Origin of the sequence: Vibrio sp. RC586 (assembly GCF_000176715.1) — a bacterium.
Taxonomy (GTDB): domain Bacteria; phylum Pseudomonadota; class Gammaproteobacteria; order Enterobacterales; family Vibrionaceae; genus Vibrio.
In genome coordinates, this window is sequence record NZ_ADBD01000016.1 from 116878 (window position 1) to 132877 (window position 16000).

A 16000-nucleotide genomic window follows, 5' to 3' on the forward strand; every position below is an offset into this window, starting at 1 on the left:
CCTCAATCACGAATTTGGTAGTGATAACCAAGCCACTGCTTAAATTTTTTCACCACATGCAGGCTGTGGCGCAATAAATCGCGTTCGGTACGGTCGAGCTGTTTGAAGTCGATCTGGTTCGTGCTGTGTTGATTGCCAAGTTGTTGAGCAAGGCGCAGTTTCAAAAACAACTTAAATGCTTCGCTCAGGTTATCGCCCGTCTCTTGTTCGAGAACGCGTTTTTGTACTAAGGCTTCAATTCGGTCAAAGGTGTTATTGGCCTCGATGGCGTGCTCCAAACTTAAGGCGCGCACCCCATGTACGATGGGGAAAATTCCGCCTTGCTTGATATCTATCCCTTGTTTGCTGCTCTTTACGTTACCAAACAGTGTTAGAGGCACCGAAAAGCTGAGTGCAGGGCGAGTAAACTCAGTCAGAACCAGCTCTTGATCGGCCATCAATTGGCGCAAATGCGCTTTAACGGGTGCCAGCAGCGTGCGATTTCCCGCCACCGCGTGGGCATCGGCAAAAATGGCAATGTCCATCACTTGTTCGGGGCGAGCGGCTTTCACCCAATCAGAAAGGGTGCGTTTCCATTCGCTTTGGCTACGCACCCATTTCGGGTTGTTGACCATCACTTTACCGGGGCAGAGCGGATAGCCGAGCTGGAATAAGGTATGGGTGAGGGTCTCCATGATGGGTTGGCATTGGTGCCATTCCAAGCCATCTTGAATGATCAGGGCGTTATCTTGATCGGTTTTGAGGATCTGCTCACCGCGGCCTTCCGAACCAAGAACCACGAGGCAGCACTGATCGTGCAAAGCGGGCGGTACTACCAATTCAAAGGCTTTTTCAATGATCTGTTCATTGACGGCGGAAATCAGCTCCATCACAAAACGGGTGCGCACTCCGCGTAACATCAGATTTTCCACCAGTTCGCGCTGTTTGTTGGCGGCGAGTGCCAGTTCATCCACACTGGTTGCTCGAGCAATGGCGAGCGTCAGGACATGGGAATGAGTAGAAAAGGCACTGAGGATTTGAATCATCGATAGCAAACCCACAGCCTGATTGCCATTGCACACCATGACGCGTTTGATGCGTTGGCGAGTCATCATCACCATGGCATTGAACAAGAAATCTCCCTCATCAACGTGAAACACCGGAAAGGTGGCAATCTCGCCGACAGGTGTATCCAAAGGGCGGCCTTCGAGCATCACTGCGTGTAGCATGTTGGTGCGAGTAATGATGGCGTAAGGGTGGGCACGCGTGCTGTCTAATCTCGGATCATCTTGATTGAGTGCGACCAAGGCGGCATCAATTCCGCGCTCTTTCATCAGTTGAGTCACACTGTTGAGCGGTTGCTCAGGCGAAATAATAAAAGGCGGGTGATAGATGGAGCTATCGACCTTAGTCAGAATGAATTCGGCAATGTTCTTTTGTTGTGATGCGGCTTCAATCAATGCTTGCCGTTTGGCGAGGTTGTTATCGAAATAAGCCGCAAATTCCCCATTTTGATGATAAAGCGCCAAAAAAGTCTGCTTAGGCAGTAGGTAGGATAAGGTGTCTTCCAGCGCGATGTATTGATGTTTACTGTGCTCGTCGAACATGGCTCGGACATCAAACAGATCATCATTGGCATAGTGGGCAAACACTTCTTTTCCGTCCGGGCTGCGTTCTTCCACCGTACCTTTGATCAGAATGTGCAGATGAGTGGTCGGTTGCTTGGAATCAATCAGCACATCACGCTGACGGAAGTAAGCGACATCCAAAGCGCTACGCAGTTGGTGCTGCTGCTCGACCGTCAGTCGGTTGAACGGCGGTGACTGCATATTGAATTTATCTGGCATAGAGCGCACTCATCAGTGGGGCAGGTTCACTAAGTGTGACAAATTTCCCTTTACCCTCCAGACGACTTTGGTCTAATGCACTGTGTTCCCTGTTTTCAGTTTTTGGAGCATGGGCGCAATCAGGAAACGATGAGTTGCGTAATCTTCCCTTTTTCACTCGCGAGTCCACATGCATAATGTGCGCGCTTTGAACTTCCCTTTTTGATTAGGAACGATCATGTTTACCCCCACTCCCTACGGTTGGATTTCGCAATATTTCATTGGTTTTTTCTTTGCTTACGGCGTTTATTTGCCATTTTGGTCACTCTGGTTTGAAGACCAAGGGGTATCCGCCACCGATATTGGTATGTTGGTCGGGATTGGTTTTGCGACTCGCTGTGTGGCGAACCTCGTGCTCACGCCACGTTTGCATCGAGTTGAGCAGTTAATGCCGGCGCTGCGTTGGCTCAGTTTCGCGGCGTTATTGTTTGTCGGCTTCCACTTTTTTACTGGCGGCAGCTTTTGGTTAATGGCACTGGCAACGGTTCTGTTTAACCTCTGTTGTGGTCCTGTGGTGCCGCTGTCGGATGCGATGGCCAACTACTACGCCAAGCTCAAAATGCTCGACTACGGGCGCACTCGCCTGTGGGGCTCGATCGCCTTTATTGCGGGTTCGACCGTGGTGGGTTTCTTGGTGGCAAAGTGGGGCAGCTCGATGATTTTGTACACCGCACTTGTTGGTGTGGCCGTTTCCTTGCTGCTTAGTTTCCGACGGATTAACCCAATGCCAGTCACAGAGCATGAGGCGCATGCGGTGCGTCCGAAACTGACGGAGCTTCTCACCGAATGGCCCATCGTGAAGTTCTTGTTACTGGTCGCGTTGATCCAAGGCAGCCATGCGGCTTACTACAGCTTTGGCTCGATTTATTGGAAACAAGCAGGCCATTCTGAGGACATCATCGGCTATTTGTGGAGCTTGGGCGTAGTGTCAGAAGTGCTGGTATTTGCCTTTAGCAAACGCTGGTTTGCGGGATGGAGTCTGCGAGCTCTGTTTTTGGCTGCTTCGATCGGTGTCATGCTACGTTGGGGATTAACGGCTTCCACGACAACGATTCTCGCCTTGGTCGCGATTCAACTGCTGCATGGGGTGACTTTTGCGATGGCACACATTGCGGCTATTCAATACATCCAACATGCCCCACAAAATAAGATGGTGGCACTGCAAGCGCTGTATAACGCGATTCCACTCGGCGCTGTGATTGCGATAATCACCACCTTAAGCGGTTGGGGTTATGAGCATTGGGGTTCAGCCGTATTTTGGGCGATGGCTGCGATGGGGGCATTCGCGTTATTGATTCGCGTTGATCTCCCACCTTCACAGGTACAAGACGGAAGTGCGCTGAAAGCGGAGCCTGAAGCACAGAATTAAGTCGTTCTGATTGAGTTCAAAAAACAACCTCGTTTTAATAGAAGCCTCTCAATTGAGAGGCTTTTTTCATTTCGCAACGGCAAGGATGTCTGATGCAAGGTTGGTTGGTGATACCTGTTTCGCTCGCTTATCTCGGCGTGCTGTTTTTGATTGCTTGGTATGGTGACAGGCAAACTCGTTGGCTGGCCAATTGGCGGCCATGGATCTATAGCTTGTCGATTGCGGTTTACTGTACCTCTTGGACGTTCTACGGTACGGTCGGCCAAGCCAGTGTCAATCCTTGGTCGTTTTTGCCTATCTATATTGCCCCCATCTTGATGTTTGTGTTTGGTTGGCGAGTCTTAGCTCGACTGATTTTGATTGCCAAACGTGAGCACATTACTTCGCTCGCCGATTTTATTGCCGCTCGTTATGGCAAATCACAAGGGCTTGCCGTTGCCGTCACTGTGATTGCGGTATTGGGCATTCTGCCGTACATCGCGCTGCAACTGCGCGGCATTACCATGGGCTTAAATATCGTTGCTCCTGATTTAATGGGCCAATATGGCTATCAAGAATCACACGTTTCTTGGTTTGTGGTGCTGGCGCTGGCGTTATTTACCATGCTGTTTGGTACTCGACATATCGATAATACTGAGCACCATCGCGGGATGATGATGGCGATTGCGTTTGAATCGATTGTCAAATTGGTCGCGTTTCTCTGTGTTGGAGTGTTTATCGCGTATCTGGCTTGGCGTACCGACGGATTAGAGCTTTCAACGATTGCAGCCAACACTTACCAAGCCCCTAACTGGCCCACCTTATTTATCCATACGCTGCTGACCATGATTGCCATCGTCTGTCTGCCGCGCCAATTCCATACCATGGTGGTAGAAAACGAACGGCCACAAGATCTGCACACCGCGCGTTGGTTATTCCCAGTTTATCTGCTGTTAATGAGCCTGTTTGTGTTGCCAATTGCGTGGACTGGGCAGGGGCTGCTACCGAACACGTCACCCGATACCTTTATGATCAGCTTACCTGCTTCTGCAGGGGCGCATGATATGGCTTTGTTGGCCTTTTTAGGTGGTACTTCTGCAGCTTCGGGTATGGTGATTGTTTCTACCATCGCGCTTGCAATCATGGTCTCTAACGATTTGGTGATGCCTTTGTTGCTGCGCCGCATGAGACTGTCGCAGCGAACCCATCGTCATTTCTCTGGCTTGTTGGTGGTGATCCGCCGCACCTTGATTCTGCTTTTACTGTTGGGGGCATGGGGTTTCTATCAGGTACTCGATAGCATTCCTTCGTTGTCGGCGATCGGTTTTCTCTCGTTTTCCGCCATTACCCAGTTTGCGCCAGCCATTTTCGGTGGCATGTATTGGCGAGAAGGTAATCGCAAAGGGGTGTATGTCGGCTTAGCCGTCGGGTTTGCTTTATGGCTGATTACCTTGATGAGTGCGACCGATATGCTGGCGGGCGATGCCAGCAATAACGTGCTGCTGTGGGTGATCACCCCGCCTGATTGGTTAGTGGCACTGGGTTTAAAGAGTGCGGATTGGGGAATGCTACTGAGCGTGACCCTCAACACCTTGTGTTATATCGGTATCTCTTTAGTGACGCGCGCCAGTTTGAGTGAGCGTTTGCAAGCCGCGGCGTTTGTTGGCACTCCATTGCCAGAAAACGAAAACATGAGCCTCTATCAAAGCCGAGTGACAGTCGGTGAGCTGGAAATGTTGACCTCACGATTTGTCGGTCGTTCCCGAGTGCGCAATGCGTTTGCCCAGTACTGGAATCAACAGAGTGAGACTCTGCTGCCGAATCAGCAAGCTTCTTCCAGTTTGATCCGACATACCGAAAGGGTGCTGGCAGGAGTGTTTGGGGCGTCATCGGCCAAACTGGTGCTCACCTCGGCGCTGCAAGGGCGTAAGATGCAGCTTGAGGAAGTGGCAACCATAGTCGATGAAGCGTCTGAACTGTACGATTTCAGTCGTGGCTTATTGCAAGGAGCGATTGAACATATTGGCCAAGGGATTGCCGTGGTCGATAAACAATTACGCTTGGTAGCGTGGAATCAGCGCTATCTGGAGTTATTTGAGTTTCCTACGGGATTAATTCAGGTTGGACGGCCGATTGCCGATGTGATTCGCCACAATGCTCAGCAAGGTTTGTGTGGACCGGGCGATCCTGAAGAGCATGTCCGGCGGCGTGTTTATCATTTAGAACAAGGAACGAGTCATACCTCTTCACGAGTACGCCCTGATGGGCGAGTGATTGAAGTGCAAGGCAACCCGATGCCTGGCGGCGGTTTCGTGATGAGTTTTACAGACATCACGGTGTTTAGAGAAGCGGAGCAGAGCCTGAAGATCGCCAATGAAACACTGGAAGAGCGAGTGTTGCAGCGAACATTAGAGCTGGAAAAGCTCAACAAACAGTTGGTAACAGCAACCCAGCGCTCAGAGCGTGAATCGCAATCCAAATCGCGCTTTTTAGCGGCTGTCAGCCATGATTTGATGCAGCCACTGAACGCGGCACGGCTGTTCGCTTCTTCACTCTCGGAAGTGGCCAAAGAAGCGGAAGTGCAGAAGCTTGCCCATCATATTGAAAGTGCTTTGGGGGCGGCAGAGGATTTGATCAGCGATTTACTGGATATTTCGCGCTTAGAGTCTGGCAAAATCGATCTCCATCCGCACAGCTTTGCGATTATGGATGTCCTTGCCAATCTCAATGCGGAATTCAGTGCGCTTGCGGCTAAACAAGGTGTGCAGTTTAGTATGGTTCCCTCATCACTCTGGGTGCATTCGGACCCCAAATTATTGCGCCGAGTGATCCAAAATTTCCTGACCAACGCGTTTCGTTATAACCCTAACGGTAAAGTGATTCTCGGAGTGCGCCGAGTTGCCATAGGACAGGTTCGCATTGATGTATGGGATAATGGGATTGGCATTGAACAAGATAAGCAGCAGGAAATTTTTGAAGAGTTTAATCGCGGTGGTCAGGTGCGCTCGGATCAAGGCTTAGGTTTGGGATTGGCGATTTCCAAAGGGATTGCTCACGTACTGGGTCACCAAATTTCGATGCGCTCTTGGCCAAGACAAGGCAGTGTGTTCTCACTGACGTTAGAGCGAGCGGAGCCTAGCCAGCAGCCGATTAACACCGCTACGCCGGTAGCCGATACGAGTTCAGAGTTGCAGCACTTACGTGTGCTGTGTGTGGACAACGAGTCGGATATTCTAGTTGGCATGCACGATCTGCTTGAACGCTGGGGCTGTGAAGTCAAAACCGCCACGGATATTCATGCAAGCCTCAAAGCTCTTGAGTCGCAGTGGATTCCGGATGTCATTTTGTCTGATTATCGCTTGGATAACGGTCGTACGGGGTTAGAAGTGCTGCAGCAGTGCCGCTTGCGTTTGGGTGACTGCTTCGCGGGCGTGATTATCAGTGCCGATCGTAGCCCAGATATTTTGGAAGGGATTGAGTCCAATGGGTTCAGTTTTATGGCGAAACCGATCAAACCCCTTAAGTTACGTGCACTGCTCAATCGTATTGCCTAAATAATTCGACAGGATCAAAAGCTGGCATATGAGCCGCCGATCAGCAAACATTAAGCCCTCATACTGAGGGCTTAATGTTTTAGTCTATAACGAGATTTAACGACACTCGATGGAGAGTGGCCAGCCAATATCGGTTTGTCGGTTGGCTTCCAACTCGAGTTCTGCGCGTGTCAGTGGATTTTGAGCAAGCCACTGTCCGTCCATCGTCAGGGTGAGTTTATCCCCTTCGGCACTGAGCTCAACCTTAGGCTCTAATGCAGGATTGCGTCGATGGCTGAGTAACACCGCTAGGCGGAGTAAACGCAATACTCGTTTACCACTGGTACCTGAAAGAGCGTATTGCTCAGGCAAAGAAGTCAACTGTTCACGATAGCGGCGTACGACTTCACCCAAATAGTGCTTCTGTGCGCGGGTGTAGCCGGGAAGGTCGAGGTTTTGCAGCAGATAAGCACTGTGTTCCCCGCCTTTTTTAAAATCGATGGTAAGACCGATCTCATGCAGTTGCGCGGCAGTATGCAGCAGCATTTCTGCTTGTGGTTCATTAATCCACTCTTCGCCACCGCATTGCGCGAGCAGTTTACTGGCTAGGGTCGCCACTTGTTCTGCATAAGCGCTATCGAGTTGATAACGAGTTTGTACGCAGTGAATGGTGCGCGCCCGAATATCATCTTGGCGTAAGTCTTGAACCATCTCATAGACGAGCCCTTCGCGCAGTGCGCCACCGGCGAGCGTCATCGCTTCGATATTCAGTGATTCAAAAATCGCAATCAGAATCGACAAGCCACTAGGGAAAACCAGAGCACGTTCCAGCGTTAACCCTTCGATATCCAGCTCTTCGAGATGATCGGCTAGCATGGCTTGCTTTTGTAAACGCTTGAGTTTGGCGAGCGTGATAACCTCATCCATACCTTGCGCCAGCATGATCTCTTGTAACGCTTGTACCGTACCACTGGCTCCAACACACACATTCCATCCCAACTCGTTGTATTGAGTTAGGATAGGCTCGAGCATCTCTTTTGCGGCAAGAATGGCGTTATTAAAGTTGGTGGCGGTGAGTTGGCGATCTTTGAAATGACGCTCTAACCAAGTCACGCACCCCATCTTCAAACTGGTGAGTGCTTTGGCTTCAAAGCCTTCACCAATAATCAGTTCGGTACTGGCTCCACCGATATCGACCACTAAACGACGGCCTAATCCACCAGAAGTATGTGCGACACCTTTATAGATAGTGGCGGCTTCTGCTTCACCCGAAATCACGTTGATCGGGTGACCTAAAATCTGGTTGGCTGTGGCGATAAATTCGCAGGCATTGATGGCAGTACGCAGTGTGGCGGTACCTACGATACGGATATTCTCAGCAGGAATATCTTGCAGTCGCTCGGCAAAGAGACTAAGGCAATCCCAGCCTCTTTGCATCGCTTCTAAGCTCAAGGCGTTATGTTCGTCTAAACCAGCAGCCAGACGCACCTTACGTTTGATTTTTGCCATTGTCTGCACACTGCCATCGATATGACGCACGACCAACATATGAAAGCTGTTGGAACCTAGATCAATTGCAGCGTACAGCGGTGAAGAAACGGCTTGGCTCATAGCGAAATCAGGCTTCCTTTTTCGGACGTGGTGCGCGTGGGCGGCGTTGCTGCGGTTTACGATTGCCACCATTGTTGCGAGAACCTGCGGTATTGGTACGACGCTGTTGTGGTGACGAACGTAGGCTAAGCGGTGCAGGCAGATCGGTCAGCAGAGCAGAAGGGTCATAGTCTGACGTTGGAATAGCATGGTCAATATAGCTCTCGATAGCAGGCAAGTTAATTGCGTACTCTTCACAAGCAAAGCTAATTGAATGACCACTTGCGCCAGCACGGCCTGTACGACCGATACGGTGTACGTAGTCTTCACAATCATCTGGTAAGTCGTAGTTAAAGACATGAGTTACTTGAGGAATGTGTAAGCCACGCGCTGCAACGTCGGTCGCAACCAGAATATCCACATCACCTTGCGTGAACTGTTCTAAAATACGCTCACGTTTTTTCTGCGGTACATCACCAGTCAGCAGACCAACACGGTGGTTATCCGCCGCTAAGTGCGCCCAAATCTGTTCACAGCGATGTTTCGTGTTGGCAAAAATGATCGCGCGATCTGGCCATTCTTCTTCAACCAAAGTCTGTAGCAGTGCCATCTTATGCTCATTTGATGGGTAGAACAGTTCTTCTTGAATGCGATGACCCGTTTTTTGCTCAGGTTCAACCACGACATGTTCAGGGTTGTTCATGTGTTCAAACGCAAGTTCTTGTACACGGTATGAAAGTGTCGCAGAGAACAGCATGTTGAGACGATCTTTTGGCTCAGGCATACGGCGGAACAAGAAGCGAATGTCTTTAATAAAGCCGAGATCGAACATACGATCTGCTTCATCCAAAACGACAGCTTGAATGTGATTCAGATTGAACGCGCGCTGTTTGTAGAAATCGATAATTCGTCCGGTGGTCCCGATCAGAATATCCACACCACTTTGCAGTTTTGCGAGTTGCTTATCATAGCTTTCGCCACCATAAGCCAAAGCCGCTTTCAGACCTGTTGTTGCCAACAAAGGTTCGGCATCGTTATAGATCTGAATCGCCAACTCACGAGTCGGAGCCATAATAATGGCGCGCGGCTGAGTTTCAGCTCGGCCTTCAGCGGCTGGAGTGGTCAATAAATGATTGAAGGTAGCAGTAAGAAACGCGAGCGTTTTACCAGTCCCTGTTTGGGCCTGGCCTGCGATGTCTTGGCCGGAGAGCAGTACCGGCAACGCCAATGCTTGGATAGGGGTACAGTAAACAAACCCTTTTTTTTCCAGTCCATCAATAACTTGTGGCTGTAAACCAAAGTCGGCGAACTTATGCTCTGTGATATGCGTCTTTTTCATGGCTATAGAATATCAGCTTACGCTTGCAATACGGAAGTAAATACATTCCAATAGAGCATCTATTTACTGGTTGAGTTATCACCAGTGCAGAAAATCACATTGGAGTGAAAGATGAGTGACAAAATTTTGCAGCTGACCGATGACGGTTTCGAGAACGACGTAATCAAAGCTGCAGGCCCGGTTCTGGTTGACTTTTGGGCGGAATGGTGTGGTCCTTGTAAGATGATTGCGCCGATTCTAGATGAAGTGGCTGATGAATACGCAGGCAAACTCACTATCGGTAAACTGAATATTGATCATAACGCAGGAACACCACCTAAGTTTGGTATTCGCGGCATTCCAACACTGCTTCTATTTAAAGATGGTAGTGTGGTAGCCACCAAAGTTGGTGCGCTATCTAAGACTCAACTTAAAGAGTTCCTCGACGCGAACCTGTAATGAGTCAAACCGCCAAGCCGTACATAGCAATATGTACGGTTTTGTTTTTGGCAAAAAACAATTTCTAGACTAGGCTAGTATTTAGTGCTAGTTTATCGCACGTTAATTAAACAGTTGTTCACTTCTTGGTCAATCCTGAGACCATATCCATCTTAACTTAACAACGATCCTTTTTGACTAACTAAGTATCCACCACAATGAATCTAACAGAACTGAAGAACACCCCTGTGTCTGATCTGGTTAAGCTTGGCGAAAGTCTGGGCCTTGAAAACCTGGCACGCCTACGCAAACAAGACATTATTTTCGCAATCCTTAAAGCACACGCAAAAAGTGGTGAAGACATTTTTGGCGATGGGGTTCTGGAAATTCTTCAAGACGGTTTTGGTTTCTTACGTAGTGCAGACAGTTCATACCTTGCTGGCCCTGACGACATCTATGTGTCACCTAGCCAAATTCGTCGCTTTAACCTACGTACAGGCGACTCAATTGCCGGGAAAATTCGTCCGCCAAAAGAGGGTGAACGTTACTTTGCATTGCTCAAAGTGAACACTGTAAACGATGACCGCCCAGACAATGCCCGCAACAAAATCCTTTTCGAGAACTTAACTCCTCTGCATGCCAACGAACGTATGGTTATGGAACGTGGTAACGGCTCCACAGAAGATATTACCGCACGTGTTCTTGATCTGGCGGCGCCAATTGGTAAAGGTCAACGTGGTTTGATCGTTGCTCCGCCAAAAGCGGGTAAAACCATGCTGCTGCAAAACATTGCTCAAAGCATTGCCAGCAATCACCCTGAGTGTGTGCTGATGGTACTGCTAATTGACGAGCGTCCAGAAGAAGTGACTGAGATGCAACGCTTGGTGAAAGGTGAAGTGGTTGCTTCAACCTTTGATGAACCAGCATCGCGTCACGTACAAGTTGCTGAAATGGTGATTGAAAAAGCGAAGCGTCTGGTTGAGCATAAGAAAGATGTTGTGATCCTGCTTGACTCGATTACTCGTCTGGCTCGTGCTTACAACACCGTGGTTCCTGCATCAGGTAAAGTACTGACTGGTGGTGTGGATGCAAACGCATTGCATCGTCCTAAGCGTTTCTTCGGTGCTGCACGTAATGTAGAAGAAGGCGGTAGCTTGACCATCATCGCAACCGCGCTGGTTGATACCGGTTCTAAGATGGATGAAGTTATTTACGAAGAGTTCAAAGGTACAGGTAACATGGAACTGCACTTGAACCGTAAGATTGCTGAAAAACGCGTTTTCCCTGCAATCGACTTCAACCGTTCAGGTACTCGTCGTGAAGAACTGCTGACTAAGACCGATGAGCTGCAAAAAATGTGGATTCTGCGTAAGATCGTTCACCCAATGGGTGAAACCGATGCGATGGAGTTCCTGATCGATAAATTGGCAATGACCAAAACCAACGACGAGTTTTTCGATGCAATGCGTCGTCAATAATCGCCAATAATTGATAACTCTCTCAAACACCGCCCATAGGGTGGTGTTTTTGTTTGCGTTCTGGACAAGCGGTGTCCACACTGATCTAGAACTAACAAGGAGGAATGTATGCAACAAGGATGGTTGTATGTCGTTCTTCTCTTTCTGATCAGTTGGCAAAGTCTCGCGCTGGCGAGTGATATTAATGCGAGCGAGCGTCAACGTTGGCTAGAGGATGAGCAAACGCAGCAGAAGGTGGAAGAGCTTTATACTTTAGTTCTGCAAAACGAAGTTGATCGATTGCAGTTCAGTTTGCAGCGTATTACTTACCCAGCACAGGAAGTGACCCGCTTCCTCTTGCTGCAAAAAATTGAGCAAAATAAAGTAATCTTGACGGAGGAGCTTGCTGCTTTTATTGCATCTCAAAAGTCACAGACACCCAATTATCTCATCGCAGAGCGGGGGGATGGATACGAGTTTTCCGTTCCTGCTTTTGATTATGCTGCGATTGCCCACCGCCTCTTAAAACAAGCACAACAACAGCAAGAAATTTTGATGTTTGTGCTCCAAGCCGAAAATGGCGAGCTGATTTTACGCCAATGGCTTTCTGGCTCTTCTGCTCAAGTTGAGTTTCGTCAGCGTTTATTGCTTGCTGAATTAGATCGCTTATCACCTCAAGCTATCAAGCAATTAGCTTCGCAAATTACCACGGAGCAAGTAACCAGTTGGTTGCCTGCCACGACCGTGATGATACAGCTTGCGCGATATAGCCAGAACCCCGATTTATATCAAAGGCTTTGGTTAATGAAAGCTAATGATGAACTAAGGCAAGAGGTCGCTCGTTTAGGGGATCAGGCGGATGTTTTTGCTCAGCGTCAATTGATGCTTGCAGTGGCTAATCCTAGCCTTAAGCAAGAAGCACTTCAGGCGTTGGTAGGCATTCGCCCTATGTCGATTGAGGTCGAGCAATTTTTAATTGAGAAACTAGGGCAAAGTGAAAATGCCTCTCAGGTGGCGAGCGTGCTAGCTCAATCTGGTTATCAAGGATGGTTGCGTGAATTGGTCAGTTCTAATCAAGCCGTAAAGCGAAAGGCGATTTGGGCCGAACTGAATCCATAATGAGAGCATCATAGTAAAAAGTGCACAGAAAGATGTCGGCCTTTTGCTATACTGCGGTCATCACTGTCAATGAGTAGTAGACCCATGAATTTTAAGGACTTACGGGAATTTCTTGACTATCTAGAGCAACGCGGAGAGTTAAAACGTATTACACATCCCGTTGATCCGCATTATGAAATGACCGAGATCAGTGACCGTACTTTACGTGCCAAAGGCCCAGCATTGCTGTTTGAAAATCCGTTAGGTTATGAGTTTCCTGTGCTGACCAATTTGTTTGGCACCCCAGAGCGAGTGGCGATGGGCATGGGGCGACAGCATGTCAAAGAGTTACGCGATGTGGGGCAATGGTTGGCGTACCTTAAGGAACCTGAGCCACCTCGTGGCCTAAAAGAGCTGATTGAAAAACTGCCGATCTTTAAACAAGTTCTCAATATGCCTGTCAAGCGGCTGCGACGTGCACCTTGCCAAGAAATTGTCTGGCAAGGCGATGAGGTCGATCTCGATAAAATCCCCGTGATGAGCTGCTGGCCCGAAGATATTGCGCCACTCTTAACTTGGGGATTAACCATTACGCGTGGCCCGCATAAAAAGCGCCAAAACCTTGGGATCTATCGTCAGCAAAAAATAGCGCGCAACAAAGTGATCATGCGTTGGTTAGCTCATCGCGGAGGAGCCTTGGATCTGCGGGATTGGATGGATACACATCCTGGAGAACCTTTCCCAGTAAGTGTGGCGTTTGGTGCCGATCCTGCCACCATTCTCGGTGCGGTGACTCCTGTCCCTGATACTTTATCTGAATATGCTTTTGCTGGACTGTTACGTGGCAGCCGTACTGAAGTGGTTAAGTCGATTAGTAACGATCTTGAAGTGCCGGCAAGTGCCGAAATCGTGCTCGAAGGCTATATCGATCCCAACGAATTTGCGGATGAAGGTCCCTATGGTGATCACACGGGGTATTACAATGAGGTCGAACGCCATCATGTGTTCACTGTAACCCACGTTACCATGCGCAATAAGCCGATTTACCACAGTACCTACACAGGGCGTCCGCCCGATGAGCCAGCGGTTCTCGGTGTGGCACTCAATGAAGTCTTTGTTCCTATCCTACAAAAGCAGTTTCCTGAAATTGCTGATTTTTATTTGCCTCCAGAAGGCTGCTCCTATCGTATGGCCATCGTGACGTTAAAGAAGCAGTACCCCGGGCATGCTAAACGAGTCATGCTGGGTGTGTGGTCATTCTTGCGTCAGTTTATGTACACTAAGTTTGTGATTGTGTGTGACGAGCAAGTAAACGCGCGCGATTGGCCACAAGTCATTGAGGCAATGGTGAGTAATATGTCGCCGCAGCGCGATACTTTGTTTATTGAGCATACGCCGATCGATTCTTTAGACTTTGCTTCGCCAGTTGTCGGCTTAGGTTCAAAGATTGGGCTGGATGTGACTCGTAAGTGGGAAGCAGAATTATCAATCTCTGCTACTACCAACAACAAAGAACAAGCTTCATTGTCATTAGATGCGATAAAGGCAAGTCTTGTTGGCGAACCAGAGATCATCGATGTTGCATTACCGGAATCGGCTCATGGTCAACTTGTGCTTTTACTTATTAATAAGCAAGAGGCAGGACAGGGGCAAAAAATACTAGAGCGAGTGATAGATTGCTTGAGTGCATACAATCCTCCGAAGTTTGTGATCTTGTGTGATGATGATGTGAACATTCACGATTGGAATGATGTGATCTGGGCAATGACCACGCGTATGGATCCGGCGCGAGATAGCTTGCGTATCGCCAATCGGGATCTACTTTGTTTCGATGCAACCAATAAGCTGCCGAACGAAGTTGAACGCGAATGGGGCACGCCAATCCATAAAGATCCGACTCTGGTCGCTAAAATAGACACCTTATGGGATAAGCTTGGGATTGTATGATTTATACTGTCCGCATACTGCCTAGTGAAAAACAATTTACGATTAATCCGGGCGAAACGGTGCTTGATGCTGCGCTCAACCAGCAGATAGCCTTTCCTCATCGTTGCCGAATAGGCGCTTGTGCCGCTTGCTTATGTAAGTTGGTTGAGGGTGAGGTGGAGTATGAACTCGAGCCGTTATTGACCGAACAAGAAAAAGCAACGGGCTGGGTATTTGCCTGCCAAGCCTGTGCAACCACTGATTTAGTGCTGACTTTTGAAGAGTAAGCCAGAGGAAGTTCAATGATAATTCAATGCCAAGTAAAGTCGGTGAAACCGCTCGCGACTCATACTTATCAAATCCTATTACAGCCAGATCAAGCGATTGATTACCAAGCTGGGCAATATCTAATGGTTGTTATGGGCGAAAAGGATAAGCGACCTTTTTCGATTGCAAGCAGCCCTTGCCGCAACAATGGAGAGTTAGAGCTGCATATTGGTGCTGCGGAGCACAATGCCTTTGCTCACCAAGTCGTGGAAAAATTTCAACAAGCACATGTAAATCAAACTTCAGTTGAAATAGATGTACCACACGGCAATGCTTGGTTCCAAGAAAGTGAACGTCCTCTATTACTGATCGCAGGAGGAACTGGCTTTAGCTATGTTCGTTCAATTTTGGATCACTGCATTGCGCAAGGTAAAACTCAGCCTATCTATCTTTACTGGGGCGCACGTGATGCGGCTCAACTTTACGCACTGAGTGAATTGCAAGAACTCGCCAAACAATATCCTCATTTATATTTCATTCCTGTGATAGAACAAGAGCATGCTGGCTGGAGTGGGAAGGTTGGTAATGTGCTGCAAGCAATTAATAGCGATTTCGAAAGCTTAGAAGCGTTTGATATCTATATTGCTGGGCGCTTTGAGATGGCCGGTGCTGCGCGTGAGCAATTCACTCAAAACAAACAGGCACGTCGCGATCGAATGTTTGCCGATGCTTACGCCTTCATTTAAGACCCCGCTATAAACGTAAAGACAAGACAAAGCCCAACTATAAATCGTTGGGCTTTTTTATGCTCTTCTCGTTATTTATATAGACAAGAACAAAAGCGCAAAAAGAATAACTCTGTGGATAAGTTGTAATCAAGGTCTGAGTAAAGTTGGATAAATAAGCCCTTGCGCGTAAATACAGCGGTTAAACGTTATTTTTATAAATTTTCTCAAAAAACACTTGCCAGTGTGAAGCTGATCTCTATAATGCGCCCTCGTTGACGCAGCAAGGGCTCACAGCCAAATCGATGCCTCAACAGGCCAGAAAAGAAAATTGAAAAAAGTGTTTGACACGAAATTGATTCTCGCTAAAATGGCCGCCTCTTCTGAAGCAGACCGCCAAGAAGAACGCTCTTTAACAATGTAAACCAATCAATC

General features: G+C 48.5%; 11 protein-coding genes. 8 read left to right on the top strand and 3 right to left on the bottom strand.

The features are described from left to right. Positions 1 to 2 precede the first annotated feature (2 nt). Entirely contained in the window at positions 3 to 1826 is a 1824-nt protein-coding gene (locus VOA_RS00055) for a CBS domain-containing protein (protein ID WP_001112975.1), read from the bottom strand. Positions 1827 to 2043: 217 nt separating this feature from the next. Between VOA_RS00055 and VOA_RS00050 the strand changes: the two genes are divergently transcribed. Both VOA_RS00050 and VOA_RS00045 read left to right on the top strand, forming a co-directional pair. Then, positions 2044 to 3234, top strand: a complete 1191-nt coding sequence (locus VOA_RS00050; RefSeq protein ID WP_000494978.1) for a 3-phenylpropionate MFS transporter — start codon at positions 2044 to 2046, stop codon at positions 3232 to 3234. A 92-nt stretch (positions 3235 to 3326) separates the two neighbouring features. After that, positions 3327 to 6767 carry a hybrid sensor histidine kinase/response regulator gene (locus tag VOA_RS00045; protein WP_001163236.1) on the top strand — a complete coding sequence of 1147 codons (3441 nt, stop codon included), beginning with the start codon at positions 3327 to 3329 and terminating at the stop codon, positions 6765 to 6767. 96 nt (positions 6768 to 6863) lie between these two features. On the opposite strand, the gene gppA is transcribed toward VOA_RS00045, so the two are convergent. Further along, positions 6864 to 8357, bottom strand: coding sequence for a guanosine-5'-triphosphate,3'-diphosphate diphosphatase (gene gppA, locus VOA_RS00040; protein WP_000076056.1), 1494 nt, complete (start codon positions 8355 to 8357; stop codon positions 6864 to 6866). Between the two features lie 7 nt (positions 8358 to 8364). Then, a complete protein-coding gene (rhlB, locus tag VOA_RS00035) occupies positions 8365 to 9675 on the bottom strand; it encodes an ATP-dependent RNA helicase RhlB (protein ID WP_000750774.1) in 1311 nt (436 codons plus the stop codon). 111 nt (positions 9676 to 9786) lie between these two features. Here rhlB and trxA point away from each other — a divergent pair, with 111 nt between their 5' ends. From trxA to fre, 6 genes are all read left to right on the top strand, one after another. Continuing rightward, positions 9787 to 10113, top strand: coding sequence for a thioredoxin TrxA (gene trxA, locus VOA_RS00030; RefSeq protein WP_001280783.1), 327 nt, complete (start codon positions 9787 to 9789; stop codon positions 10111 to 10113). A gap of 197 nt (positions 10114 to 10310) precedes the next feature. Further along, positions 10311 to 11570 (top strand): transcription termination factor Rho, encoded by a 1260-nt coding sequence (gene rho / locus VOA_RS00025; RefSeq protein WP_001054524.1) that lies wholly within the window; start codon positions 10311 to 10313, stop codon positions 11568 to 11570. 108 nt (positions 11571 to 11678) lie between these two features. Beyond that, positions 11679 to 12668: a hypothetical protein gene (locus tag VOA_RS00020; protein ID WP_001183944.1), complete on the top strand. Its 990-nt coding sequence runs from the start codon at positions 11679 to 11681 to the stop codon at positions 12666 to 12668. A gap of 84 nt (positions 12669 to 12752) precedes the next feature. After that, the gene (gene ubiD, locus VOA_RS00015) at positions 12753 to 14594 is read left to right on the top strand and encodes a 4-hydroxy-3-polyprenylbenzoate decarboxylase (RefSeq protein ID WP_001009494.1); all 1842 of its coding nucleotides are present in this window, start codon (positions 12753 to 12755) and stop codon (positions 14592 to 14594) included. Beyond that, entirely contained in the window at positions 14591 to 14860 is a 270-nt protein-coding gene (locus VOA_RS00010; RefSeq protein WP_000640726.1) for a 2Fe-2S iron-sulfur cluster-binding protein, read from the top strand. The genes ubiD and VOA_RS00010 overlap by 4 nt, the downstream gene beginning before the upstream one ends. Before the next feature lie 15 nt (positions 14861 to 14875). After that, a complete protein-coding gene (gene fre / locus VOA_RS00005; protein ID WP_000586591.1) occupies positions 14876 to 15586 on the top strand; it encodes an NAD(P)H-flavin reductase in 711 nt (236 codons plus the stop codon). Positions 15587 to 16000: the final 414 nt, after the last annotated feature.

Excerpts from the sequence above, each read along its gene's own strand:
- VOA_RS00010 (WP_000640726.1), top strand. The coding sequence starts at position 14,591 with ATGATTTATACTGTCCGCATACTGCCTAGTGAAAAACAATTTACGATT.
- VOA_RS00055 (WP_001112975.1), bottom strand. The coding sequence starts at position 1,826 with ATGCCAGATAAATTCAATATGCAGTCACCGCCGTTCAACCGACTGACG.
- VOA_RS00020 (WP_001183944.1), top strand. The coding sequence starts at position 11,679 with ATGCAACAAGGATGGTTGTATGTCGTTCTTCTCTTTCTGATCAGTTGG.
- gppA (WP_000076056.1), bottom strand. The coding sequence starts at position 8,357 with ATGAGCCAAGCCGTTTCTTCACCGCTGTACGCTGCAATTGATCTAGGT.
- rhlB (WP_000750774.1), bottom strand. The coding sequence starts at position 9,675 with ATGAAAAAGACGCATATCACAGAGCATAAGTTCGCCGACTTTGGTTTA.
- trxA (WP_001280783.1), top strand. The coding sequence starts at position 9,787 with ATGAGTGACAAAATTTTGCAGCTGACCGATGACGGTTTCGAGAACGAC.
- ubiD (WP_001009494.1), top strand. The coding sequence starts at position 12,753 with ATGAATTTTAAGGACTTACGGGAATTTCTTGACTATCTAGAGCAACGC.
- VOA_RS00045 (WP_001163236.1), top strand. The coding sequence starts at position 3,327 with ATGCAAGGTTGGTTGGTGATACCTGTTTCGCTCGCTTATCTCGGCGTG.
- fre (WP_000586591.1), top strand. The coding sequence starts at position 14,876 with ATGATAATTCAATGCCAAGTAAAGTCGGTGAAACCGCTCGCGACTCAT.
- rho (WP_001054524.1), top strand. The coding sequence starts at position 10,311 with ATGAATCTAACAGAACTGAAGAACACCCCTGTGTCTGATCTGGTTAAG.
- VOA_RS00050 (WP_000494978.1), top strand. The coding sequence starts at position 2,044 with ATGTTTACCCCCACTCCCTACGGTTGGATTTCGCAATATTTCATTGGT.